Genomic DNA, 25,310 nt, shown 5'->3' on the forward strand with positions numbered 1-25,310 from the left:
ATTAATTCTACGCTGTCGTTACAATATGTATATGAACTTCTTCTCTTGTCTTTTACTTCCGAAAACCCCTCTCGGTGTCTCAGAAGCGCCCTGCCTTATCAGCTAAGCGGGTGCAAATATAGAGAGGTTTAAATGATCCCACAAAACAATTTTGCGATTTTTTTAAAAAAAATTACACTTCATTGATTTACAGACTTTTAATATAGGAATAATTTTAAATCGAGCCAAGGAACCATCAAAAATATTTTATACATATATATAAGGCCCTGATTGATTAGAACTTACAAATGCAACCGCTTCCTATTGTAAGCATCAAATCAAGATAGTATCTTTGGCACCATCCAAAATAAAGGAGCGTAAATGATTGATATTACATTGCCAGATGGCGCAGTAAAGAAAGTTCCAGAAGGAACTACACCCATGGAGGTTGCTAAAAGCATCAGTGAAGGTTTAGCTAGAAATGTTATTTCGGCAAAATTCAACGACACCACCGTTGAAACCGTCACACCATTAAAGGAGAGCGGCACCCTTACTTTGTATACCTGGAAAGATGATGAAGGCAAAAAAGCTTTTTGGCACTCCACTTCGCACGTAGTGGCACAGGCATTGGAGGAACTCTATCCTGGAATTAAACTTACCATTGGCCCTGCCATTGAGAACGGTTTTTATTATGATGTTGATTTTGGAGACCAGTCCATTTCCGAGAAGGATTTTCCTAAAATTGAGAAAAAAGCCCTAGAGATTGCTCGCGGCAAACATGACTATAATATGCGAAGTGTTTCAAAAGCCGATGCGCTTTCCTATTATAAAGAACAAGGCAATGAATATAAGGTTGAACTCATCGAAAACCTTGATGACGGCACCATTACCTTTTGCGACCATAGCACTTTTACCGATCTATGCCGTGGCGGACACATTCCAAACACGGGGATCATTAAAGCCATCAAATTGTTGAGTGTTGCCGGTGCCTACTGGAGAGGTGACGAAAACAACACACAGTTGACACGTGTTTATGGCATTTCCTTTCCAAAACAAAAGGAGCTCACCGAATACTTGCAGCTTTTGGAAGAGGCCAAGAAAAGAGACCACAGGAAACTGGGCAAGGAATTGGAGCTTTTCACCTTCTCACAAAAAGTAGGACAAGGTCTTCCTTTGTGGCTGCCCAATGGTGCCGCATTACGGGAACGCTTGGAACAATTCCTAAAGAAAGCACAGAAGAAGGCAGGCTACGAAATGGTGGTTACCCCCCATATTGGCCAAAAGGAACTATATGTTACCTCGGGCCACTATGCCAAATACGGGGAAGATAGCTTTCAGCCAATACACACGCCCAAAGAGGACGAAGAGTTCCTATTGAAACCGATGAACTGTCCGCACCATTGCGAGATATACAATAGTCATCCGTTCAGCTATAAAGATTTACCAAAGCGTTATGCCGAGTTCGGTACGGTATATAGGTATGAACAAAGTGGAGAGTTACATGGTCTTACCAGGGTAAGAGGATTTACCCAAGATGATGCTCACATTTTTTGTACCACGGAACAATTGAACGACGAGTTCAAAAATGTAATTGACCTTACACTATATGTATTGAACTCCCTAGGTTTTGAAGATTTTACAGCCCAGGTATCTGTAAGGGATTTGGAAAATCCGGACAAATATATTGGCAACAAGGACGACTGGAAAAAAGCCGAGCAGGCCATTATAAACGCTGCTGAAGAAAAAGGTTTGAACTACGTAGTTGAGACTGGCGAAGCTGCTTTTTATGGCCCCAAGTTGGATTTTATGATCAAGGATGCCCTTGGAAGAAACTGGCAATTGGGAACCATTCAAGTGGATTATAACCTGCCAAAACGTTTCGACCTCACCTATAAAGGAAGTGACAATGAGCTGCACAGACCCGTGATGATTCACCGCGCTCCTTTTGGAAGCATGGAACGATTCGTGGCTCTATTACTCGAGCACACTGGCGGTAACTTCCCATTGTGGTTGATTCCAACACAGGCTATCGTACTGCCCGTCAGTGAGAAACATGAAAAATATGCAGAAAAAGTTTTGAATTCGTTAGAAAATCACGAAATTCGCGCGCTCATTGATAATAGGAACGAGACGGTAGGGAAAAAAATCCGTGAGGCAGAACTTAAGAAAATCCCTTTCATGATCATTGTCGGGGAACAGGAAGAAGAGTCTGCGACCATTTCTGTAAGGCGACATGGAGGTGAAGATTTGGGCAGTTTAAGCGTAGATGCATTTTCAGACTTGGTAACTACTGAAATAAATAGTACCTTAAAGTCGTTCTAAGAAATTAAGTTTAATTAAAAAGTTTACGTCATAGCAATTAGAAGAAGATTTAGACCCCAACCAAGGAGGGAGAATAAAAACCCTCACAACATCAATGAGAAAATAAAAGCCCGAGAAGTAAGGCTTGTCGGCGATAATGTTGAAATGGGTGTTTATCCCATTTCCAAAGCAAGGGATATAGCCAACGAACAGGAGTTGGATTTGGTGGAAATTTCCCCAAAAGCCGACCCACCTGTTTGCAAGGTGATGGATTATAAAAAGTTTCTTTACGAACAAAAGAAACGTGACAAGGCCATGAAGGCCAAGGCGAGTAAAGTTGTCGTAAAGGAAATCAGGTTTGGACCACAGACGGATGACCATGATTATGAATTCAAGAAAAGACACGCAGAGAAATTCTTGAAAGATGGTGCCAAACTTAAAGCCTATGTATTCTTTAAGGGACGGTCTATCGTTTACAAAGATCAAGGCGAAATATTACTGTTAAGACTGGCCCAAGAGCTCGAAGAGTTAGGAAAAGTTGAACAGATGCCTAAATTGGAAGGCAAGCGTATGACCATGTTCATCGCACCCAAGACAAGTAAAAAATAAAAACTGAACCCTGGTTCGGTATAATAAGCGGAGTTAAATACTAGGAAAATGCCTAAGATGAAAACAAAATCCAGTGCCAAGAAGCGTTTTAAGCTTACAGGAACTGGTAAAATCAAAAGAAAGCACGCTTTTAAGAGTCACATTTTGACAAAAAAATCTAAAAAGCGTAAGCTAAAGTTGACACATTCCACTTTGGTTCACAAAGCGGATGAGGACAACATCAAAGAACAATTGCGTTTAAAATAATTGTTCACCGGTACATTATTTATTAACCATGGAGTCGGGCTCATAAAAGTTCTCAATAATTGAGACGCCTGCTACAAAAAAATGACACATTATGCCAAGATCAGTAAATTCAGTTGCTTCAAGAGCTAGAAGAAAAAAAGTGATGAAGCAAGCCAAAGGTTACTTTGGAAGACGTAAAAACGTTTGGACAGTAGCCAAAAATGCGGTAGAAAAAGCAATGCTTTATGCTTACCGCGATAGAAGAAACAAAAAGCGTACTTTCCGCTCTTTATGGATTACCCGTATTAATGCTGGTGCCAGGATGCACGGAATGTCTTACTCTCAATTTATGGGGAAGGTAAAAGCCAATGGAATTGAACTTAACAGAAAAGTTCTTGCCGATTTGGCCATGAACCATCCAGATGCTTTTAAAGCAATTGTTGAGAAAGTAAAGTAAAAAACTTATATAAACTTACCCCGCTTATTTGGATCCCGCCTTGTGCGGGATCTTTTATTTTAGTTTAGTACCAAACTGGTTGACACGAATTACTCGAACTGTCGTAAATGCTCTCTGTTTCACTCTAATTACCCGCTGCTGAAAAGAGAACTATATAACCCGATAGGTTTGTAGCACAAGCCACTTCCTTATTTATTGAAAATTATAGACTTATAATGGTTTATTGCCCAAAGGCCGTAACCACCAACTTTCTTCCAGAAGCATGATTACGATGCTCACATAAGTAAATACCTTGCCAAATCCCCATGTTCAAACGTCCGTTGGTAATGGGAATCTGAACAGATGCACCCATTAATGAAGCTTTAATGTGGGCGGGCATATCATCCGGACCTTCATAGTTATGCACATAATAGGGTGCATCTTCGGGCACCATTGTATTGATGTGGCTTTCAAAATCCGTTCTCACCGTTGGGTCGGCATTTTCATTTATCGTTAAACTGGCCGAAGTATGTTTAATAAACACCTGTAAAAAGCCTGTATTTATCTTTCGGAGCTCTGGCATCGCATCCAAAACAGTATCCGTAATCAAATGGAACCCTCTGGAGTACGACCGTAGTTGTATTTCTTTTTGATAAAAATTCATGTAAAAAACATTCTTTGGCCTCAAATTAATATAAAGTTTACCAAAACAAGGAACCATTTCCATGAATAACAAATAACTTTGCAGCTTAATTAGTTGGAATGGACCTATCACAAATAAAAATGGTGGTTACCGATATGGATGGAACACTTTTGAATTCCAAACATGAAGTAAGCCCCCGGTTTTTTGAAATCTACGAAGAACTCAAAAAGAAAAACATTGCCTTTGTTGCCGCTAGTGGAAGACAGTACCACAGCATGGTGGACAAATTGGAGTCCATCAAAAATGAGATTTTGGTCATTGCTGAGAACGGTGCTCTGATCAAGAAGCAAGAGGAAACCTTACTTACAACCCCTATCAATACATCCGAGGTGCATCGAATTTTGGACACTGTGCGCCCATTGGAAAATGTACATCCCGTATTGTGCTGCCAAAACAATGCATTTGTAGGCGGCGACTCCGATGAGTTTATTGATATGCTTAAAGAGTACTATTCCGAATTCGAGATTGTTGAAGATCAAAAGCAAGTGGATGCGGAAGTACTTAAAATAGCCATTTACCATTTTGAAGATTCCGAAAAACACATTTATCCCAACGTTAAACACCTGGAAGGTGACCTAAAAGTAAAAGTATCAGGGGCCAATTGGGTTGATGTATCCGATTTGAATGCACATAAAGGATACGCCCTAAAAAAAGTGATGGACGAATTTCAGATTGCATCCAACGAAATTATGGTGTTTGGGGATTACAACAACGATCTGGAAATGCTGGAACTGTCCGATTACAGTTTTGCCATGGCCAACGCACACCCCAATGTGCTGAAAACCGCAAAATACACCACCCACAGCAACGATGAATTTGGTGTGGAGCGAATATTGGAAAAGTTGCTTTAGTTTCGCAATAATATTCCACACCTCTCTTACTGAGTAATTTGCTTTTGTAAAATTTGTACCTTAAGGAACAAACTATAAAAGCAATACTATGGCACCTTTAAAAAAAGAAGACATTAAACAAGAGGTCTTTGACCTCTATGATAAATATGCCCACAACCAGATAGACCGTAGGGAGTTTATGGAAAAACTTTCCGTGTATGCCGTTGGCGGTATTACTATGGCTTCGTTGATGAGCTTTATTATGCCCAATTACAAGGATACACTTACCGTTTCACCCAATGACCCGGAACTGGATTCCAAATTTATCACCTACAACTCTCCAAAAGGTGGTGGTGAAATCAAAGGCTTGCTGTCCAAACCCAAAAACAGTACCGGTAAAATGGGCGGTATTGTGGTAGTACACGAAAATCGGGGCCTCAACCCTTATATTGAAGATGTTGGACGCAGGGCGGCCAAAGCAGGGTTTATTTCCTTGGCTCCAGATGCCCTTACACCACTTGGAGGATATCCAGGCAACGATGATGACGGCAGGACACTTCAGCGACAACGAGATCGTAACGAGATGTTGGAAGATTTTATTGCAGCCTACGATTATCTCAAAAACCATGAGGATTGCAACGGAAAAGTAGGTGTTGTAGGGTTCTGTTTTGGTGGATGGATATCGAACATGATGGCCGTAAAAGTTCCAGATTTAGCAGCCGCAGTACCGTTTTATGGTAGTCAACCCGCAGATGATGAAGTAGCACAGATCAATGCCCCTTTATTGATTCACTACGCGGGATTGGATGAAAGGGTAAATGCTGGTTGGGAAGATTACAAAGCGAAACTGAACGAACTCGACAAGGATTATGAAGTGCATTTTTATCCAGATGTCAACCATGGGTTCCACAATAATACAACACCTCGTTTTGATAAGGCCTCAGCTGATTTGGCTTGGAAAAGGACTATAGATTTCTTCAAGGAGCACTTGAGTTAGGTCTTCTGTTTCTTTTTACGGGCGGCAGGAAACAACACATTGTTCAAGATCAATCGGTATCCCGGTGAAGTGGGATGCAGTTCCAATTCCGTTTTAGGATCTCCTACCCTATGCTGATAATCCTCGGGGTCGTGACCTCCATAAAAGGTAAAGAATCCTTTGCCCTTAATGCCATGTATGTACCTTGCCTCCCCGTTGATTTTGTTCTCACCAAGCACCATTACCGTTGGCTTTACTTGGCTTCGGGTGTAGGCTGTGGTCTGCCCCATAAATCCCTTCACCAAACTGGTATGGTTTTGTGTCAACATGGTGGGAACAGGATCCCATTTGGCCGAAAATTCCATCAAAGAGAAATAATCGGATTCTTTGGGCACATTGGCCCTTTTGTTGGTCATATCGATGGATGAAAACTCATAGCGGATGGGATTTCGCTCCAAGGTAAAATTGGTAAAGGCGAACGTATTGCTAAAATCCAATTTGGCCTGATAATTGGCATCGGATGGATCACCATCGAACATTGGCTCGCAGATATCCACATCTTCGGCAGCCAGTGCAATATCAAAACTATCGGTAGCGGAACACATGGCAAACATAAACCCACCACCAATCACATAATTTCTGATTTTCAGGGCTACGGCAAGCTTCTCTTCGGAAACCTTGTCATACCCCAAGCTTTGAGCCAACTCCTCTGCATTGGCCTTGTCCTCAATGTACCATGGAGCTGCTCTGTAATGCCCATAGAAGCGCCCATATTGTCCAGTGAAATCTTCATGATGGAGATGTAGCCAATCGTACAAGGCCAATTTATCGCCCAGTACCTCCGTATCATATATGGTGGTATAGGGAATCTCCGCATAGGTAAGTACCATGGTCACGGCATCGTCCCAAGGCTGATTCCCTTTTGGGGAATACACCGCAATCTTTGGTGCTTTTTCAAGTATGACAGCATCTTGGTTTTGGGATGGACTACTGATTTCATCCAGTATTTGAGCCGCCTGTCCATCGGAAAGCACTTCAAACGAAACACCCCGTATTTGGCACTCCTTGCGAATGGCCTCTCCATCGGGCAATATAAAAGAGCCCCCTCGATAATTGAGCAACCACTGCACCTTTTGCTGTTTGGAGAGCACCCAATAGGTTATTCCGTAAGCTTTCAAATGGTTTTTCTGCCCCTCGTCATCCATTGGGATTAGGATAACGGAAGCAAAAGATTGAAAAGTAAGTAGTAAAAAAAATGCTAAAAGCACACCTCTGATTTCTGTGCGAGGTGATAAAAAAGTAACTATTTTAGAAAGGTACGTCATTATCATCTGGGTCATCGTCACTGTTCATTGCGCTACCAAAAGCATCGTCCGTACTCGGAAGATTTGGTGTCGCAAAGGGATTTTCTTCGTCCGCATTCATCTTCGATTGGAATTCGAATGGGGAATCAAAGTCATCCAAGTTATCAAATTTACCCAGAGCACCCACAAATTTTAACCTAATATTTTCTAAACCACCATTACGGTGTTTGGCTACAATGAACTCAGCTTGACCTTGGGTGGGGGTGCGTTCTTCATCGTCCCACTCGTCAATTTTATAATATTCGGGCCTGTAAATGAACGATACGATATCCGCATCCTGTTCAATGGCACCTGATTCCCTCAAGTCGGAAAGAATAGGTCGTTTACTACCTCCACGGGTCTCAACGGCCCTCGATAACTGGGATAGTGCAATTACAGGAACATTGAGTTCCTTGGCCAATGCTTTTAGGTTCCTAGAAATAGTTGAAATCTCCTGTTCACGGTTCCCTCCTTTTTGACTTCCCCCAGCCGTCATCAACTGCAAATAATCAATCACAATAAGTTTAATATCGTGTTGTGAGGCTAAACGTCTTGCTTTGGCACGAAGGTCAAAAATGGAAAGGGAAGGCGTATCATCAATAAACAAAGGCGCCTTTTCCAAAGTTTTCACTTTAACATTCAACTGTTCCCACTCGTGCTTTTCCAGTTTACCGGTCCTTAATTTTTCCGAGGACAAGCCTGTTTCCGAAGAAATCAAACGGGTGATCAACTGTACCGATGACATTTCCAAGGAGAAAAAGGCAACAGGAATTTCGGAGTTTACCGCAATATTCCGTGCCATTGAAAGTGTCAGGGCGGTTTTACCCATACCCGGACGCGCTGCCACAATGATCAAATCACTGGGCTGCCAACCAGAGGTAAGCTTATCCAGTTTGTCAAAACCGGAAGGAATTCCACTCAAGCCCTCTTTATTGGAAATTTCCTCTATTCGTTTTTTGGCCTGAATCACCAAATTTTGGGCAGTCTCCGCAGAACGCTTTAAGTTTCCTTGCGTTACTTCGTATAATTTTGCCTCTGCATTGTCCAGAAGGTCAAATACGTCGGTCGCATCACTGTATGCTTCCTCAATAATATCGTTGGATATTTTGATCAGGCTACGCTGAATGTACTTTTGAAGTATGATCCTCGCGTGAAACTCAATATGTGCTGAAGAAGCCACTTTTTGAGTGAGTTTTATCAAATAAAAATCACCACCAACAGCTTCTAGCTTCCCATCTTTCTTTAATTGTGACGAAACAGTTAATAAATCCACCGGTTCGGAAGATTCGAACAATTTGAAAATGGCTTCGTATATGTATTTATGGGAATCCTTGTAAAAAACGTCGGGATGAAGAATGTCGATCACTTCATCAACACCTTTTTTATCAATCATCATAGCGCCCAGCACAACCTCCTCTAAATCAACAGCTTGAGGCGGTATTTTACCTTTCTCGAGATTGATAAGTGCGGATTTGTCCACTCGATGTCCAGCGATGGGGCTCGGTTTTTCCATGAATACGAAAGTAGCTAATTAACCTTTAGTTAACTTTAATTTAAACGAATACGATTTCCACAGGTACTCAACAATTTTATTGTTAATAACTTTAATTACCTGTTAATAACATAAAAAAAATCCGGGATATACCCTAACAAAAAAGGTGAGCCCCCAAAAAACAAGAATTATTCACTGAAAACACCCATATTCGCATATTTTTCCATGCGGGTTTTCACCAATTCTTTTGGTGATAACTTTTTGAGTTCTTCAAAATGGGAAGAAATTTTGTTAGCGACAGTATCAAATGTTTTTTCTCGGTTGGAATGTGCACCACCAAGAGGTTCCTTTACAATTTCATCGACCAAACCTTGCTTTTTCATGTCAGTAGCGGTCAATTTTAAGGATTCGGCAGCTTGTTCCTTGTATTCCCAACTTCTCCAAAGGATAGATGAACAGGATTCTGGAGAAATAACAGAGTACCATGTATTTTCCAACATCAATACCTTATCCCCTACTCCAATACCCAATGCGCCACCTGAAGCTCCTTCTCCAATAATGACTACAATAATAGGAACCTTGAGACGGGTCATCTCCAAAATATTACGTGCAATCGCCTCTCCTTGTCCACGTTCCTCGGCTTCAATACCTGGGTAAGCCCCTGGAGTATCCACAAAGCATACTACGGGAATCTTAAATTTTTCGGCAGACTTCATCAACCGAAGTGCTTTACGGTAGCCCTCGGGATTGGCCATACCAAAATTTCGGTACTGACGGGTTTTGGTATTATATCCTTTTTGTTGACCAATGAACATAAAGCTTTGGTCACCAATCTTACCCAATCCGCCAACCATGGCCTTATCATCCTTTACATTTCTATCACCGTGAAGCTCCAGAAAGGTGTCTCCACAGATAGCATTGATGTAATCCATGGTATAAGGTCTGTTGGGGTGTCTGGACAACTGTACTCTTTGCCAAGCGGTAAGGTTTTTATAAATATCCTTTCGGGTCTGATCCAGTTTTTTCTCAATTTGAGAGCACGTTTCTGTAACGTCTACATCACTTTCTTCCCCGATCACCATACATTTTTGAAGTTGATCTTCAAGTTCTTTGATGGGGAGTTCAAATTCTAGATATTCCATGGGAAGTCTTTTATTTTCACGAAAAACAATGGGGACAAATATATAACTTTATGGAATACTCACATGAAATATACAAGTCTTTTAACTTCAACAATATACGCTATACTTAATGAATTATCGCTTGGCCTTCATAAGCATATAAATGGCAAAAACACCAAAAATGAGGTTGGGAATCACCACGGCCAGCAAAGGTGAAAATCCTGATTGCTCGGCCAAGGTTCCAAAAACCTTGTCAAAAAAGATATAGACAAAGGCCACTCCTATACCAAAGGCCAAATTGAGCCCCATACCTCCCCTACGCTTTACGGAAGATACGGCTACCGCTATTACGGTAAGTATAAATGCTGCTATGGGCAAGGCCCATCTTTTATATTTTACAAGTACGTAGGCGTTTATATTTGATGCACCTTTTCTACGTTGATCCTCGATAAAATCGTTGAGCTCAAAAAGGTTCTTGGTCTCCGCTACATAGGAAACCGGGGTAAGATCATCTATTTGAAATGAGAAAACGGTATCCAACCTACGCTTTGCATTAATGTACTCGGTCTCATTTATGACCTCTCGTTTTTTATAGTTGGTAAGCCTATAAATGCTGTCATCTTCCACCCACCTTATGTTACTGGCAGTAATCTTATAATCGAGTTTACCAATAGAGTCAAAATGTTCGTAGGTAAAGTTGTAACCGATCTGACGATTGGGATCAAAACTGCTCACATAGATATAATCCCGCTCGTTCAATTGATTAAAGATATTCTCGGTAACCCTAGTTTGTTTACCTTTTTTAAAGTATTTGTACTCAAACTCGTTAAAACCAATACTGGCATGGGGCACTATAAACATCCCCATCATAAAAATAAGTATGGCTACCATGGTGGCCCCAACAAAATAGGGACGTAAGAAACGCCCAAAGGAAACACCTGAACTCAAAATGGCAACAATTTCGGTATTGCTGGCCAGTTTAGAAGTAAAAAATATAATCGATAGGAAAAGGAAAATGGGCAACAATAAATTACCGATCACCAAAGTAAAGTTACCGTAAAAGACAATTACCTCGGCCAATGGGGCCTCGTTGTCAATGATTTTCCCGATTTTTTCCGCCAAGTTGGCCATGATCCCAATAGGCACGAACAACAATAGCATCCCCATAAAGGTGATCAGGTAGCGTTTTAGGATGTATCTATCGAGTATGGTGAACATTACAGTCTTTTATCCATCTGGCCGACCATTTTGGTCTTCCACTCCAAAAAATCTCCGGCTAAAATACGTTCTCTTGCCGTACGCACCAACCATAAATAAAAACCTAGGTTGTGAATGGTGGCAATTTGCTTGCCCAAATACTCGTTGGCAGCAAACAAATGTCGCAAATAAGCCTTGGAATATTCTGTATCCACAAAGGTAATCCCCATCTCATCTATTGGGGAAAAATCATTTTCCCATTTTTTGTTTTTAATGTTGATGGTCCCGTGTGCCGTGAACAACATTCCATTTCTAGCATTACGGGTAGGCATTACACAATCGAACATATCCACACCCAACGCTATATTTTCCAAAATATTGATTGGTGTGCCAACTCCCATTAAATATCTTGGTTTGTCTTCTGGCAGGATATCGCAGACCAATTCTGCCATTTCGTACATTTCCTCTGCGGGCTCTCCTACCGATAGGCCGCCAATGGCATTACCTTCTGCCTCTACAGATGCAATGTATTCTGCGGATTGTTTTCTTAGGTCCTTATAAGTGGAACCCTGCACGATCGGGAAGAAACTTTGTGAATAATCATAGGTGTATGGCAGTTTTTCCAAATGATTGATACATCTGTCCAACCACCGATGCGTCATGTGCATGGAACGCTTTGCATATTGGTAGTCGCATGGATAGGGTGTGCACTCATCAAAAGCCATAATAATGTCGGCACCTATAGTACGTTGGATCTCCATTACATTTTCTGGTGTGAAAAGATGACGGGACCCATCAATATGGGACTTAAACCTTACCCCCTCTTCCTTGATCTTTCTGTTATCCGAAAGAGAGTATACCTGATAGCCACCACTGTCTGTTAAAATGGGGCGGTCCCAATTCATAAATTTATGGAGTCCACCGGCCTCCTGTAAGATTCCCGTTTTTGGTCTTAAAAACAGGTGGTATGTATTGCCCAGAATAATGTCCGGGTCAATCTCATCCCTCAACTCTCTTTGGTGCACCCCTTTTACGGAAGCTACCGTGCCAACCGGCATAAATATAGGGGTCTGTACAGTGCCATGGTCGGTGGTCAACTCCCCCGCCCTAGCCTTACTTTTGCTATCCTTTTGTACTAAGGTAAAATCCAATTGTTTGTTTTAGAACCGCAAATATAACCAACTCTGTTTCGTTGATCCTTAACAAAAAAATAAAGTTTCCAAGGTTAAATCATTTAATAAATGTATATTTAACACTTGTTTTCGAACAATAATGCGATTACATTTGATATCTAAATTAGACACACAATGCCGAACACGCAAGAATTACAAGACCTGGTAATACAGGTAAGAAGGGACATTTTACGAATGGTCCACAAGGTTAATTCGGGGCATCCGGGGGGCTCCTTGGGTTGTACCGAGTTCTTTGTAGCACTCTACAACGAGATCATGGATTTAAAGGATGGGTTTGATATGGATGGAATTGGGGAAGACCTCTTTTTCCTTTCCAATGGCCATATTTCTCCTGTATTTTACAGTGTTTTAGCCAGAAAAGGGTATTTCCCGATAGAAGAGCTGAACACGTTTAGGCTGATCAATTCCAGATTACAGGGACACCCGACCACCCACGAAGGATTGCCTGGGGTTCGAGTGGCTTCCGGTTCTTTGGGACAAGGAATGTCCGTTGCGATAGGTGCTGCCCTTGCCAAAAAATTGAACGGAGATGATCATTTGGTATTCAGTCTCCACGGAGATGGTGAATTACAAGAAGGGCAAAACTGGGAAGCCATCATGTATGCCGCTGGTAACAAGGTGGATAATTTGATCGCCACTGTAGACAGAAATGGCCAACAAATCGATGGTGCAACCAAAGATGTGCTTCCTCTTGGTGATGTAGGCGAAAAATTTAAGGTATTTGGATGGGATGTTCTGGAAATTGAGGACGGTAACGATTTGGAACAGGTAATTGCCGGTTTAAATGAAGCCAAGAGCAGAACAGGCAAAGGAAAACCTGTTTGTATCATCATGAAGACCGAAATGGGCAATGGTGTAGACTTTATGATGCATACCCATGCATGGCACGGTAAGGCCCCAAGCGATGAGCAATTGGCCACTGCATTGGAGCAAAATCCAGAGACTTTAGGCGATTACTAATCATAGAAAAAGAGAAAATGACAAAATATACAGATCAAGGAAAACAAGATACTCGAAGCGGATACGGCGCTGGAATGACAGAATTGGGGAGAACCAACCCAAACGTTGTGGCGCTTTGTGCCGACTTGGTAGGTTCTTTAAAGATCGACACTTTTATTGAAGAAAACCCAGAGCGTTTCTTTCAAGTTGGTATTGCAGAAGCCAATATGATGGGTATTGCAGCAGGTTTGACCATTGGTGGAAAAATCCCGTTTGCATCAACTTTTGCAAACTTCGCAACTGGGCGTGTTTACGATCAAATTCGTCAATCCATTGCATATTCCGATAAAAACGTGAAAATATGTGCCTCCCACTCTGGTTTAACCCTTGGAGAAGATGGTGCCACACACCAAATCCTGGAAGATATCGGTTTAATGAAAATGTTACCCGGAATGACGGTCATCAACACATGTGACTATAACCAGACCAAAGCTGCAACATTGGCTATAGCCGAGCACCATGGTCCGGTTTATTTGCGTTTTGGACGACCCAAAGTGGCCAATTTTACGCCAGTAGACCAAAAATTTGAAATTGGTAAAGCCCTTATGCTCAATGAAGGTACCGATGTAACCATTTTGGCCACCGGCCATTTGGTATGGCAGGCCCTAATGGCCGCGGAAAGTTTGGAAAATCAGGGTATTTCAGCAGAAGTAATCGATATCCATACCATTAAACCTTTGGACAGTAAAGCCATTTTGGATTCTGCAAAGAAAACAGGATGTGTGGTAACCGCCGAAGAACACAATTACTTAGGAGGACTAGGTGAAAGCGTAGCCCGTGTACTGGCCTCCCACCACCCTACCCCTCAAGAGTTTGTGGCAACACAAGATACTTTTGGCGAAAGCGGAACCCCAGAACAACTTATGGAGAAGTATGGCTTGAACAATAAAGCCATTGAAGAGGCCGTTTTAAAAGTGTTGAAACGCAAATAGTTTCATAAAATATCTCTGAATAGATATTTTACAATCATTTAAAACAACACTTATGAAAAAAACTTTTCTAGTAGCTGTATTTGCCTTGATCGGTTCTGCAGCAATGGCCCAAAGTGGTTCAGGATTCGGTGTAAAGGCCGGTCTATCGTATAACAAGAACGGTGATCTGATCCAATCAGTCAGCGAAGGTGGAAGTGATATTACCAAAGGAGCCGAAGGTAAAACAGGCTACCATTTTGGTTTTTGGGGCAAATTGGACTTCCCAAAAATTTATCTAAGACCTGAATTGGTGTATTCCAAAACCAAAAGTTCCTACGATATAGAAGGCGACTCACAGGATTACGATGTTTCCAAATTGGATATGCCCGTACTTTTAGGATATAAGCTTATTGGGCCCCTGCACATTTTTGCAGGTCCTGCTTTTCAGTATACCTTGAACAATGATTTGGGCGACCTACAGGTCGAAGATGTGAAGAACGACTTTACGGTAGGTCTTAATGCAGGTGTAGGTGTTAACCTTGGTAAATTAGGCTTGGACGTAAGATATGAAAGAGGTTTCTCGGAGAACGAAGCCGAATTTATCGACACCAATGTCGCCAATGTTGAAGGAAGGGTTGATTCGAGACCTTCGCAAATTATATTTGCTCTTTCGCTTAAATTGTAAGCGTTTAATCATAACAAATAAAAAAGCCCAGCTGCATGCAGCTGGGCTTTTTTTATCCTATGTTTTTTTTAGTTGGAATCCGGGTCCAAATAATCAGGAATACCATCACCATCTGAATCAGGATAAGGAGTGATTATATTTCCGTTATCATCGGATATTTCATTTTTTGTAGAAACCCCATCTCCATCATCGTCGGCGTCCCTAAAGTTCGCCAGAGGGTTAAAAGGTTCCTCTTCCAGATCGGTATTATCATCAAACAAGTATTCGTTTCCGTTTAAATCCTCTTCAATGGAAGGAATCCCATCATTGTCCCTATCAGTGTTTTCAACATAAAGGCCCAACTCCACTTTAAACAATAAAGGAGAGTAAGAGGGTATCAGTGCAGACCCCGAACTATTAAAATAACCTAAACCCGATGGTATCACAATAATTCCCATTCCACTATTGGTCACACTGTAAGTACCGTCCGCATTTTCCACTACTTGGTCCGAAGTTCCCGCTTTTAGTTTAGAAATTCCGCTACCGTATCCACGCACCGTGAAAGGAAGCTCTTGCCATGTAAAGTCTTGGCTCTCATCAAACAATGTCCCATCCAATAAAGAACCTTGATATCTTACCAAAGTGGAATCTGCATAAGTTGGGCTACCTCCCCCTCCTTCTTTAACCTCAATATAGTAGTAAGTATGGGCTATATCTTCCTCCCCTGCTTCCAGGTTCAAATAAACTGAAGAAACGTTGAGCGTAACAGGAACAGCATCTTCCATCATAGGTCTTTTGTCCGCATTATCGCCTGCTATGGTATCGATAACAATCTTATAGTCAAAACCTTCAGGAAGGTTTTCAAAGTCTTCATAATTATAAAAATGCGTATTTAAAAACTCTTTTATCGTAGCATCATCTTCTGGTGCCACATCGCTCAATAAGCTTGGTGGTATCACAACAACATCGTTGTCATCATCCTTTTTACACGATAAGAGTGTGACCGCAAAACATAAAAAAACTAAAATTCCGTACCTCATCAAGTCTGATATTTAGGCGCGCAAGATACAATTTTCCATTATTTTTGCTTTGTCCATTAACAAAGAATTGCGAAGACCATGCGAATAGACAAGTACCTTTGGTGCATCAGATACTTTAAAACTCGGAGCATTGCATCCAATGCAGTAAAAAAAGGACATGTGAAAGTAAATGGAAGTGCGGTTAAACCTTCCAGGGATGTATATCCAATGGACAAAATAGTGGTCCGTAAAAACCAAATTGAATACCAACTAACCGTTTTGGACATTCCAGAAAGCCGCGTGGGGGCGAAATTGGTGGATATTTACAGAAAAGACACCACCCCGAAGGAAGCCTTTGAACATACCGAGTTGCTACAGTATGCCAAAAAGCATTATCGCAAAAAAGGGTTGGGACGGCCTACCAAGAAAGATCGTCGTGATTTGGACGATTATTTGGACGAACCGGAATAAACTGTTTTTATATCTTTGAATCAAGCATCGAAAACTATGATAAACCGCATTCTTACCCACGACCAAATACAGCATATTGCCAAGCGAATCGCTTACCAGATCTATGAGACCAATGTGGACGAAAAGGAAATTGTGGTCGCTGGAATAAAAGGAAGCGGGGAAAGCTTTGCCAAGAAGATAATTACGGTTTTGAAAAAAATTACAGACGCCGAGATTATTTTGTGCAAAGTGGACATGGACAAGAAGAATCCATTGGAAAGTGGGGTCAAAACCTCTCTTTCGAGGGAGGACTACGAAAACAAATCCATTGTATTGGTAGATGATGTACTGAATTCGGGCACCACATTAATTTATGGCACCCACCACTTCCTAAAAACCCCGATAAAGCAATTAAAAACGGCGGTACTGGTAAATAGAAACCATAAAAAATACCCTATTAAAGCAGATTTTAAAGGTATTTCGCTATCAACATCGTTAAGCGAACATATCAAGGTGGATTTTGAACCGAAGAACAACGCGGTTTACCTAGAGTAACTCCTTTATTTTTTCAACAACGGTTTCGGCATCTGTTCCGTTGCAGTCCAATATATGTTTTGCTTGCCTATAGTATGGTCTACGCTCAAAAAGGTGTTTTCCTATGAACTCTGGTAATTCCTCATTGGAAATGTTTTTCACCAAAGGACGATGTTCCTTCTCATTTGAAATTCGCTCCAATAAGTTCGGGATACTTACATCCAGATAAATAGAATGATCGGCTTGGTCCAATATTGTAGCCATATTGGTTCCGTAACATGGTGTCCCCCCTCCTGTGGAAATCACAAGTGATTCTTCTTTTCCCAGCACTTCATTTAGCATTTGATGCTCCAACTTCCTGAAAAAAATTTCACCTTTTTCTGAGAATATCGTTTTGATGGATTTTTTTTGATGTTCTTCTATATAATCATCCAAATCGATAAACCGAATCCCTAATTGTCTGGCCAACAATCGTCCAACAGTTGACTTTCCACTTGCCATATATCCGACTAAAACAATTTTCATCTTTGAGAATTTTATCCGATTTCAAAAAAACACAAATTTATCATTAATTCACCTTGGAAAATAGATTATTGATGTTATATTTGCACCCGCTTAGCCAAACAGCTAAGCACAAAGTGGAGACCTGATAGCTCAGTTGGTAGAGCATCTCCCTTTTAAGGAGAGGGTCCTGGGTTCGAGCCCCAGTCAGGTCACAGAAAAACCCTTCAAATTGAAATTTGAAGGGTTTTGTTTTTTTATCGACTATCGTAAACACAATTTGAGCGAACACTTCTTCGGGTTTGCCATCTTCCGGAACCGATTCCTCAAAAAAACGGATACTTTTTCAAATACTACAGCCGATCCGTGGCATTTAACATCATAAACAAAGGCTTTTAAGGTACCGTTTATTTGAACTTTCACTCTAAAACGAGTCCACTGGTTTGTTAAAGTTCATTTCCCCGTACTAAATAAATAGTTTACATTCTACCGTTTATTTAAACTTTCAGGTTATGGTTTTTGGATATGCACGGGTGAGTACCATGGAACAAAGTTTGGACCTTCAATTGGATGCACTGCTCAAAGAAGGGATTCCACAAAAGAACATTTACACAGACAAAGTATCGAGCACCAAGGAAGTAAGGAAGAGCTTGAGCAAACTTTTAAAATGTGTGAGGGACGGAGACACCATTGTGGTTTGGAAACTTGATCGGTTGGCAAGGAGCTTGATACATTTTACCAATCTAATGGCAAAGTTGAAGGAAAAGGGAGTTCGTTTCAGAAGTATCACCGAACCCTTTATAGATACTACGGAGAAGTCTTCCCATTCAGAATTCATCATTAACATATTCGCTGCCTTGGCACAATTGGAAAGGGACATCATCATTGAACGCACCAAAGCAGGATTGGAATCAGCAAGACGAAGAGGAAAGATATTGGGAGCTCCAAAAGGATTAAGTAAGAAAAACCAACAAAAAGCTGTACTTTGTGAGGAGTATTTCAATGATGGCGTGTTGACCGTAACTGAAATATGTGAACGGTTGAGAATTTCGAGAGCCACCTATTACAAGTATTTGCGACATAGGGGGCTATCAGGAAAGTTAAGATCATATAAAAGATGATCAAACACATCGATAATATTCCATTTTGGGTGTATATAGACGAATTTCATACTTATATAAAAAGTTGCCAACAAGTTTGAAATCAAGCTTAAGCAATTACTTTTGACAATCTTCAGAACCCCATTTATCTAAACTTATTAAAATATCTTTTAGTGACATACCCCTATCAGTTAAACTGTATTCAACTTTAGGAGGAACAACAGGAAAGACTTTTCTGAAAATCAGCCCATCTTTTTCTAAATCTCGTACTGTTTGGGTAAACATTTTATTTGAAATTCCAGGAATTTTCTTTTGTAATGTTCCAGAACGCAGACCCCCTTCCAATAAATGAAATAAAACTAAAGGCTTCCATTTTGTCCCTATTAAATTCATTGTATAATCTAATGGACAAACATTTTTTTTAGTCATAAGTCAATATTTAAATAACTGTTTATCCATATTTTACTCGTTTAGGTAACTATATCACTTATTAGTGAGTTATTGCCTATTGGACAAATATAGACTAATTTTGTAATCTAAAATAAATCTTATGACAGTTAATAAAAATTATCCAAAATCATTTTCACACATTGGAATAACGGTTCCTGATATAAATGAAGCAGTGAAATTCTACTCAGAAGTAATGGGATGGTACGTAATTATGAAACCTTCCAATGTCAAAAAAGAAAGTGATACAGCTATTGGACAAATGTGTATTGACGTTTTTGGAGACGAATGGTCTGAATTCGAAATTGCTCATTTGGCGACTTCTGACGGAATTGGGATTGAGCTTTTCTCCTTCCCGCACGGAATAAAAGAAGCGCCTGAATTCAATCCTTTCAATACAGGACTTTTTCATTTTTGTGTGCAAGACCCCAATATTGAGGAATTGATTGATAAAATTTTGTCTTATGGTGGAAAACAGAGAATGCCAATTAGAGAATACTATCCAAATGACAAGCCTTATAAAATGTGCTATGTAGAAGACCCGTTCGGAATTGTTTTTGAAATCTATACCCATAGTTATGAATTGACATATTCCTCTGGTGCATATTCATAAAAAAATCAGTTGGCAACAACGTGTATAAGCAATAACGGTTTGGGTACCAATCTAAACCGTTATTTCGTTTCAATAAAGTATATTGTAATCTGAAAAGTAGTTGCTTAAATCCGCTACTGCTCATACACAAGACCGTTACCAAAGTTCAAAAAAATGATGTGATGCAGGTCATTGTTTTTTCTAAACTCCGAAAATATTTTTATCAAATAATAACGGTAAAATGTCTCGGAGGTTTTTCACATACATGGCTGTAGCATTCATAGCTTTATTCGCCTTTTCCAATTGTAGTGGCGATGACTCATTTGAATTTTCACCAGACCCTACATGTGGTCGAAATATCAACTTCATCGTTGAAGTAATACCCCAAGGAGCTGGAATTGTCACTAGATCCGAATATGTCAATTCATTTGGGCTAAACGGGTTAATGCCCTTTCAGGTTATCGAATACTTTGCCATTCCTACAGATGGGTATCAGTTCATAAAATGGGACTTGGCTCCAATAGCGGATAGGGAAGAAAATCCCATTTCCTTGATTCCTTGTGATATAAACCCTGTTTATACCACTATAAGGATTAAGGCCATTTTTGAAATCATAGAAGAATAATCGAATGCTCGTCCTGTAGTTGTGAAAATCATTTGGGAAAGGTATCGTCAATTCCAAATTTCCAAAAACTCAATTACCTTCCTTGGACTATAGGATACAAAGCGTCAAAGTTCAACTAAACGATTCCAATAAAAGATGATCAAACACATCGATAATACTCCATTTTGGGTTTATAAAGATGTATTTTATACTTAATAAAAAGTTAGCCACAAGCTAAATGACCGCTAAGACAATACACGAAATAGACAAAACTAGGAGGCTCAAATTGACAGCTGGACAAAAGTTCTGGCATTATTTTTTGGCAATTGGATTTGTGGCTGTAGGACTTATCAGCTTTTATTTGTTTTTGGAATCGAAGTATGATGAGAATTATATTAGGGCGAGAACAGGAAATCAGATTTTGGGTTCGGTAATTTTTTGGATTTCACTAGCACTTGTGGTTTTCATTATAAAAAAAAGACGCCTGCGTTTTAGACAAATTGATGTTTCTCTTTCTGAAAATGAGTTTAAAGAAAAAATGCAGCTAATTGCGGAAAAAGAAAATTGGACTTTATCAAATAACAATAAAAGGTTCGCAATTTTTTACAACGGTTCCATGTGGACTTGGGGACTTAAAATGACTGTTCTGCGATTTGAAAAATACATTCTGGCGAATAGTATTTGTGACTTGGATTCAAGAGTATCAATTTTAAATGAAAACGAGCGGAACATAAAAAAACTGGAAAGGGGCCTAAAAAAAGCCCGTGGCAAACAAGGGCTATAATTCATTGCTGTTTTTGGCTAACTTTAAACTTATTAACCTTTAACATGGCTGGATTTATCCGCAACGAAATCATAGCCTTGACCGTTACTAAAGTTCAAATAAACGATTGGCAAGATTAATCTTATAAAAAACAAACATGACCAGGATAAATAAAAATGATTGTATCTAACATTGGAATAGTAACTGTTATCACCATTTTATTATTTGGACTTCCAATATTGTGGAGTGCCAAAAAGAAGGGTCTTTGGAGTTCATTCAGTTTTGTTGGGCTTTTAAAATCATTGAATATTTCACTTTTGATACAAGTAATTGTTGGGCTAATTTTAATACTTGTGACTTGGTTATGGAATTTAACAGAGTTTGAAATTCCTAGTTTGTTAGGCGGGACAACATACACCTATTTGATAATCGGTTTAATGATTTATTTGCCAACATTGGTTGTGTTGAATTTATTAAACTTATTATTTAAAAATATCTCAAATAAAAAACAATAGAAGTCTAGGCCTTTATAGTTCAAATAAACGATTGCCAACACTGAATAAATTGATTAAGCAAAAATGGTCTATCTGATTATCGCTTTGTGTATTTCTTATTTCTTTTGGGTTTATATTTCGAACGCTGATTTGAAAATTGACAGAATTAAATCCTATTTGGAGAAAAGAGAATTGAAATATGTTAGCCACACAAAAGTGCGGAAATCTACTTTTCCGAAATTTGATATTGGAGAAAATTTATTTACATGGTTGTTTTTTCGAAAGCATCAATATGAAGTTATAGCATCAGGGGTAAAAGGTGAAACAAAGAATATATATGTGGTCTTCTATCAAACCACCACTTTCTTTTATAAAAATAGAGTGTTTTATGATTTGCCCTTAAAATAGTTCAATTAAACGATTGTGAAGGCATTCTAATGAATAATTAGGCTAACCATTGAAAAAAATTGTATTAATATTAATACTTGCCAATTTGTTTTATATGTGCGAAACAAAAAAGGTGAAAGCGGAATTCAAAAAAACTGAATTCTATTATCCTCGAGTTTCATATTTTAAAACGGATTCTTCTCTGACAGAAATATATCTGGATTCAATAAAAAACTACGGCGAACTTATTAAAGCAACAGAACAAATTGCTTGCGCTGGTAAAGCACCTTTACTAAAATTCAGCACCGACTCAACCGAATTTAATTTGATTGTTTACAAAGAATGCACCAATAGAATGGATATTGTTGATTATCATTTAAGTAATGTTATATCAATTCAAAAGGATTCAATAATTATAAACGACGAAATCGAAATGGGATTTGACAGTTTACAGCCAATATTGCGAAATCACATACTAAATCCGAATCAAGAATTTAACTATTCGAAAAGTGTAGATAAAGCATTAGTCTTTTATTATCAAGACAGTTTAGTTTCTGCGAAAAAAATAAAATACCAACTCATTAAAATAACAAAGGCATTCAATGAGCTGAATAGAAAAAATGGAGATAGTCTTCCTTTGAAAATTAAATTGAGTGAACATCCATATATTAGAATTCTAAATCCACCGACACCTGATGAAGAATCTAAGTAATAAAAGTTTAAATAAACCATTCTTATTCTCTTCAACACAACTATTCCTATGGTTCATCCTAATTCCATAAAAACCATATCTTTAGAGAAACCAACCTCTAATGATCAAGTTCTTTAGAAAAATCCGCCAAAACTTACTTTCAGAAGGCAAAACAGGAAAATACCTTAAATATGCCATTGGAGAAATAGTTCTTGTCGTTATTGGAATTTTGCTTGCGCTTCAACTTAATAATCTTAATGAGTCTAAGAAAGAGCGCATTTATGAAATCAAAATGTTGAATGAGGTAAAGCTAGCATTACAAAATGATATATCCTATTATAGAAGAATGGTAAGTCGAATGAGTATATTAGATTCTTCTGCAACTCATCTTATTTCATTGGCTTATAACAAGAGAACATTTCAAGATTCCCTATACATAAAAGCAGATAATCAAGGTAGATGGTTTAAATTAAAAACTGGTATTGCATACCGATTTAATTCTGGTCCCTACCAAGCGATTAAATCCTCTGGAATGGACAAAATATCGAATGACTCACTTCGAAACTTACTTGTTAATTTTTATGATTTCGAGTTACCTCGACATATGGAAATTACTAAATGGTACGACAGAGAATATGAAGCTCATATTACTAAACTTGACTCTTTTCTTGGACCCTCTGAAATTATAGAGAAGAACGGTGATTTTGAGATTGTAAGAAAGTTTCCTGATGATCTATTTAAACGTCAAGAATTTATCGAATTGATTGGTCAAATTAGGAAAAGGGCTCGATTTGTTGGAAATTATGTTGAGAGTATAGTTCCAAATATGGAAAATATAGTTGAAAAAATAGAAGGTGAAATTAAATAATAACGAAAGCACAACAATGGCCATAAGTAATTGCTTGTTCTCGCCTACTTCTGAAAATCCTCGCGGACTTTCTATCTGTGATTTATTTGTTGAATCAGTTGCTTAAACACGCAACTAATCTTATACAATCACGTTAAGTGAAAGCTTTAAAAAGAAAAAATGACAAACAACATTAAACTCGGACTTAAAGAGAATTGGAAACAGTTTACACTTTTGGTAATAGTGAACGGATTTGTGGGCGGAATGATCGGAATGGAACGCTCCATCTTTCCACAGTTTGCAGAATTAGAGTTTGGTGTTGCTTCTAAAACAGCCATTCTTTCATTCATTACAGCATTTGGAATTACTAAAGCCATAGCCAATTATTACACAGGACGACTTGCTAATAAATTCGGACGTAAAAATTTACTTCTATTTGGCTGGCTAATTGCAATTCCTATCCCGTTTATGCTTATTTACGCGCACAATTGGAGTTTCGTGATTTTAGCAAATGTGCTATTGGGAATTAGTCAAGGTTTAACTTGGAGCAGTACTGTAGTGATGAAAATTGACCTCGTTGGCGAGAAAGACCGTGGTTTTGCCATGGGGTTAAACGAATTTGCAGGTTATTTTGCAGTTGGAATCGTCGCTTTTTTGACAGGATATATTGCCAACACCTATGGTATTACCCCTTATCCATTTTACATTGGAATTTTCATTTCTATTATCGGTTTTATTTTGACAGCCTTGTGGGTTAAGGACACAAGAGTGTTTGCACATAAAGAAAGTGTTACAGATAATACCCCACAGCTCGACAATGTATTTTGGGAGACGACTTTTAAAAACAAGACTTTGAGTTCAGTTACACAGGCAGGACTTGTCAATAACCTGAATGATGGTATGATTTGGGGATTGCTTCCTATTGTTCTCATGTCTCTGAACTATAATAATGAAAATATAGGTGTTGTTACAGCTATTTACCCAACAGTTTGGGGAATAGGTCAGCTATTCACAGGAAAAATGTCTGACCATTACTCAAAAAAGGCAATGCTGTTTTGGGGAATGTTTTTACAGGGTTTAGCCATTTTACTTATTCCATTCAGTAGTGGCTTTTATATATTGTCATTGATTTCGGCAATTTTAGGTTTAGGAACAGCTTTGGTTTATCCAACTTTTCTTTCCACCATTGCCTCTGCAACAAGCCCAAGGCAACGAGCTGAAAGCATTGGTTCCTTTAGGCTTTGGAGGGATTTAGGGTATGCATTTGGTGCAATTTTATCTGGAATCACAGCTGACTTACTCGGAATATCATTTGCCATATTTTTGATTGGTGGTCTAACAATCATTTCCTCCCTCATCATTAAATTCCGCATGCCTGAACAAATAAAATCCATCAAAGAATGTATTGAAGTTGAAGAAGTAAAAAAGGCAATTAAAGCGAACAAGAAGATTCAAATCATTGACGTAAGAAACAAGGAAGAATACGAACAAGCGCACATTCCAAATGCATTGAACATTTCACTACAAGAATTGAAATACAAAATTTCCCAACTTGACAAGAATGTTCAATTTGTAATTGCTTGCGGAAAAGGTGGAGGACGCTCAGCAGACGGAGCAAAATTGTTGAAAGAATTTGGACTAAATGCAATTTGGCTTTGTGGAGGAACAAATAAATGGTTGAAAATTGAAAAGTAAAAAGCCAGCACCTAGCAAAGGGTATAGTTCATGCCCTTCGGGACACGCACCATACCCAAGCCGTTATCAAAGTTCAAAATAAAGGATAACTTATCGTTTCAATCCCAACCATTTATGACGCTTTAATTATATTTGAAATAACGAAAGTATTTCAACCATAAAAGTTCACAAATCGTCAACATTAAAGTGTGAACTTTCGCAGGATAT

At 39.1% G+C, this 25,310-nt stretch carries 28 protein-coding genes and 1 tRNA gene; 20 read left to right on the forward strand and 9 right to left on the reverse strand.

The genetic code is table 11. From position 1 onward, the window contains the following. Window positions 1-360 precede the first annotated feature (360 nt). The 4 genes from thrS to rplT all read left to right on the forward strand — a co-directional run bounded on the left by thrS (window position 361) and on the right by rplT (window position 3,571). Window positions 361-2,301, forward strand: coding sequence for a threonine--tRNA ligase (thrS, locus tag J0654_RS13350; protein WP_207029629.1), 1,941 nt, complete (start codon window positions 361-363; stop codon window positions 2,299-2,301). 36 nt (window positions 2,302-2,337) lie between these two features. Next, complete coding sequence (infC, locus tag J0654_RS13355) at window positions 2,338-2,889, forward strand: translation initiation factor IF-3 (protein WP_313784003.1); 552 nt, start codon at window positions 2,338-2,340, stop codon at window positions 2,887-2,889. A 48-nt stretch (window positions 2,890-2,937) separates the two neighbouring features. Beyond that, window positions 2,938-3,135, forward strand: coding sequence for a 50S ribosomal protein L35 (rpmI, locus tag J0654_RS13360; RefSeq protein ID WP_014033572.1), 198 nt, complete (start codon window positions 2,938-2,940; stop codon window positions 3,133-3,135). Between the two features lie 91 nt (window positions 3,136-3,226). Beyond that, on the forward strand, window positions 3,227-3,571 hold the full coding sequence (gene rplT / locus J0654_RS13365) for a 50S ribosomal protein L20 (RefSeq protein WP_014033571.1): 345 nt from the start codon (window positions 3,227-3,229) through the stop codon (window positions 3,569-3,571). 220 nt (window positions 3,572-3,791) lie between these two features. On the opposite strand, the gene J0654_RS13370 is transcribed toward rplT, so the two are convergent. Continuing rightward, window positions 3,792-4,214, reverse strand: a complete 423-nt coding sequence (locus J0654_RS13370) for a secondary thiamine-phosphate synthase enzyme YjbQ (RefSeq protein ID WP_207029630.1) — start codon at window positions 4,212-4,214, stop codon at window positions 3,792-3,794. 98 nt (window positions 4,215-4,312) lie between these two features. Here J0654_RS13370 and J0654_RS13375 point away from each other — a divergent pair, with 98 nt between their 5' ends. Together J0654_RS13375 and J0654_RS13380 are read left to right on the forward strand one after the other, a co-directional pair. Continuing rightward, window positions 4,313-5,104 (forward strand): HAD family hydrolase, encoded by a 792-nt coding sequence (locus tag J0654_RS13375; protein WP_207029631.1) that lies wholly within the window; start codon window positions 4,313-4,315, stop codon window positions 5,102-5,104. A gap of 88 nt (window positions 5,105-5,192) precedes the next feature. Further along, window positions 5,193-6,080 (forward strand): dienelactone hydrolase family protein, encoded by an 888-nt coding sequence (locus tag J0654_RS13380; protein WP_207029632.1) that lies wholly within the window; start codon window positions 5,193-5,195, stop codon window positions 6,078-6,080. Here J0654_RS13380 and J0654_RS13385 read toward each other — a convergent pair. The 5 genes from J0654_RS13385 to tgt form a co-directional block, all read right to left on the reverse strand. Continuing rightward, the gene (locus J0654_RS13385; protein WP_417949084.1) at window positions 6,077-7,384 is read right to left on the reverse strand and encodes an asparagine synthetase B; all 1,308 of its coding nucleotides are present in this window, start codon (window positions 7,382-7,384) and stop codon (window positions 6,077-6,079) included. The genes J0654_RS13380 and J0654_RS13385 overlap by 4 nt on opposite strands. After that, complete coding sequence (gene dnaB, locus J0654_RS13390) at window positions 7,368-8,915, reverse strand: replicative DNA helicase (protein WP_207029633.1); 1,548 nt, start codon at window positions 8,913-8,915, stop codon at window positions 7,368-7,370. Before dnaB ends, J0654_RS13385 begins: the two co-directional genes overlap by 17 nt. Window positions 8,916-9,082: 167 nt before the next feature. Continuing rightward, the gene (locus tag J0654_RS13395) at window positions 9,083-10,036 is read right to left on the reverse strand and encodes an acetyl-CoA carboxylase carboxyltransferase subunit alpha (protein ID WP_207029634.1); all 954 of its coding nucleotides are present in this window, start codon (window positions 10,034-10,036) and stop codon (window positions 9,083-9,085) included. Between the two features lie 114 nt (window positions 10,037-10,150). Beyond that, on the reverse strand, window positions 10,151-11,233 hold the full coding sequence (locus J0654_RS13400) for an LptF/LptG family permease (protein ID WP_207029635.1): 1,083 nt from the start codon (window positions 11,231-11,233) through the stop codon (window positions 10,151-10,153). Continuing rightward, a complete protein-coding gene (tgt, locus tag J0654_RS13405) occupies window positions 11,233-12,363 on the reverse strand; it encodes a tRNA guanosine(34) transglycosylase Tgt (protein ID WP_207029636.1) in 1,131 nt (376 codons plus the stop codon). The genes J0654_RS13400 and tgt overlap by 1 nt, the downstream gene beginning before the upstream one ends. A gap of 156 nt (window positions 12,364-12,519) precedes the next feature. On the opposite strand from tgt, the gene J0654_RS13410 reads away from it, so the two are divergent. Genes J0654_RS13410 through J0654_RS13420 form a run of 3 tightly spaced genes read left to right on the forward strand, consistent with a single transcriptional unit; the run spans window position 12,520 to window position 15,000 of the window. Beyond that, window positions 12,520-13,365: a transketolase gene (locus tag J0654_RS13410; RefSeq protein ID WP_207029637.1), complete on the forward strand. Its 846-nt coding sequence runs from the start codon at window positions 12,520-12,522 to the stop codon at window positions 13,363-13,365. 17 nt (window positions 13,366-13,382) lie between these two features. Then, window positions 13,383-14,336 (forward strand): transketolase family protein, encoded by a 954-nt coding sequence (locus tag J0654_RS13415; RefSeq protein WP_207029638.1) that lies wholly within the window; start codon window positions 13,383-13,385, stop codon window positions 14,334-14,336. A 52-nt stretch (window positions 14,337-14,388) separates the two neighbouring features. Beyond that, the gene (locus J0654_RS13420) at window positions 14,389-15,000 is read left to right on the forward strand and encodes an outer membrane beta-barrel protein (protein ID WP_207029639.1); all 612 of its coding nucleotides are present in this window, start codon (window positions 14,389-14,391) and stop codon (window positions 14,998-15,000) included. A 68-nt stretch (window positions 15,001-15,068) separates the two neighbouring features. Here the strand turns inward: J0654_RS13420 and J0654_RS13425 are convergent, their stop codons facing one another. Further along, window positions 15,069-16,019, reverse strand: coding sequence for an FKBP-type peptidyl-prolyl cis-trans isomerase (locus J0654_RS13425; RefSeq protein ID WP_207029640.1), 951 nt, complete (start codon window positions 16,017-16,019; stop codon window positions 15,069-15,071). 78 nt (window positions 16,020-16,097) lie between these two features. On the opposite strand from J0654_RS13425, the gene J0654_RS13430 reads away from it, so the two are divergent. Next, entirely contained in the window at window positions 16,098-16,469 is a 372-nt protein-coding gene (locus tag J0654_RS13430; RefSeq protein WP_207029641.1) for an RNA-binding S4 domain-containing protein, read from the forward strand. A gap of 36 nt (window positions 16,470-16,505) precedes the next feature. After that, window positions 16,506-17,003 carry a phosphoribosyltransferase family protein gene (locus J0654_RS13435; protein WP_207029642.1) on the forward strand — a complete coding sequence of 166 codons (498 nt, stop codon included), beginning with the start codon at window positions 16,506-16,508 and terminating at the stop codon, window positions 17,001-17,003. On the opposite strand, the gene J0654_RS13440 is transcribed toward J0654_RS13435, so the two are convergent. Further along, window positions 16,995-17,507 (reverse strand): shikimate kinase, encoded by a 513-nt coding sequence (locus J0654_RS13440; protein ID WP_207029643.1) that lies wholly within the window; start codon window positions 17,505-17,507, stop codon window positions 16,995-16,997. The two genes, J0654_RS13435 and J0654_RS13440, sit on opposite strands and share 9 nt — an antisense overlap. Before the next feature lie 118 nt (window positions 17,508-17,625). On the opposite strand from J0654_RS13440, the gene J0654_RS13445 reads away from it, so the two are divergent. Beyond that, a tRNA-Lys gene (locus tag J0654_RS13445) sits at window positions 17,626-17,698 on the forward strand. Between the two features lie 297 nt (window positions 17,699-17,995). Further along, window positions 17,996-18,604: a recombinase family protein gene (locus J0654_RS13450; protein WP_207029644.1), complete on the forward strand. Its 609-nt coding sequence runs from the start codon at window positions 17,996-17,998 to the stop codon at window positions 18,602-18,604. A gap of 96 nt (window positions 18,605-18,700) precedes the next feature. On the opposite strand, the gene J0654_RS13455 is transcribed toward J0654_RS13450, so the two are convergent. Beyond that, window positions 18,701-19,012: a winged helix-turn-helix transcriptional regulator gene (locus tag J0654_RS13455; protein WP_207029645.1), complete on the reverse strand. Its 312-nt coding sequence runs from the start codon at window positions 19,010-19,012 to the stop codon at window positions 18,701-18,703. 121 nt (window positions 19,013-19,133) lie between these two features. Between J0654_RS13455 and J0654_RS13460 the strand changes: the two genes are divergently transcribed. The 7 genes from J0654_RS13460 (at window position 19,134) to J0654_RS13490 (ending at window position 25,103) form a co-directional block, all read left to right on the forward strand. Continuing rightward, window positions 19,134-19,643, forward strand: a complete 510-nt coding sequence (locus J0654_RS13460; RefSeq protein WP_207029646.1) for a VOC family protein — start codon at window positions 19,134-19,136, stop codon at window positions 19,641-19,643. Window positions 19,644-19,863: 220 nt separating this feature from the next. Next, window positions 19,864-20,247 carry a hypothetical protein gene (locus J0654_RS13465; protein WP_207029647.1) on the forward strand — a complete coding sequence of 128 codons (384 nt, stop codon included), beginning with the start codon at window positions 19,864-19,866 and terminating at the stop codon, window positions 20,245-20,247. A 217-nt stretch (window positions 20,248-20,464) separates the two neighbouring features. Beyond that, a complete protein-coding gene (locus J0654_RS13470) occupies window positions 20,465-21,010 on the forward strand; it encodes a hypothetical protein (RefSeq protein WP_207029648.1) in 546 nt (181 codons plus the stop codon). Between the two features lie 155 nt (window positions 21,011-21,165). Next, a complete protein-coding gene (locus tag J0654_RS13475; protein ID WP_207029649.1) occupies window positions 21,166-21,504 on the forward strand; it encodes a hypothetical protein in 339 nt (112 codons plus the stop codon). A gap of 481 nt (window positions 21,505-21,985) precedes the next feature. Then, window positions 21,986-22,582, forward strand: a complete 597-nt coding sequence (locus J0654_RS13480; protein WP_207029650.1) for a hypothetical protein — start codon at window positions 21,986-21,988, stop codon at window positions 22,580-22,582. 100 nt (window positions 22,583-22,682) lie between these two features. Then, on the forward strand, window positions 22,683-23,429 hold the full coding sequence (locus J0654_RS13485) for a DUF6090 family protein (protein WP_207029651.1): 747 nt from the start codon (window positions 22,683-22,685) through the stop codon (window positions 23,427-23,429). A gap of 159 nt (window positions 23,430-23,588) precedes the next feature. Then, the gene (locus J0654_RS13490) at window positions 23,589-25,103 is read left to right on the forward strand and encodes an MFS transporter (RefSeq protein WP_207029652.1); all 1,515 of its coding nucleotides are present in this window, start codon (window positions 23,589-23,591) and stop codon (window positions 25,101-25,103) included. Window positions 25,104-25,310 lie beyond the last annotated feature (207 nt).

Source organism: Flagellimonas profundi (genome assembly GCF_017313275.1).
Classification (GTDB): Bacteria; Bacteroidota; Bacteroidia; order Flavobacteriales; family Flavobacteriaceae; genus Flagellimonas; species Flagellimonas profundi.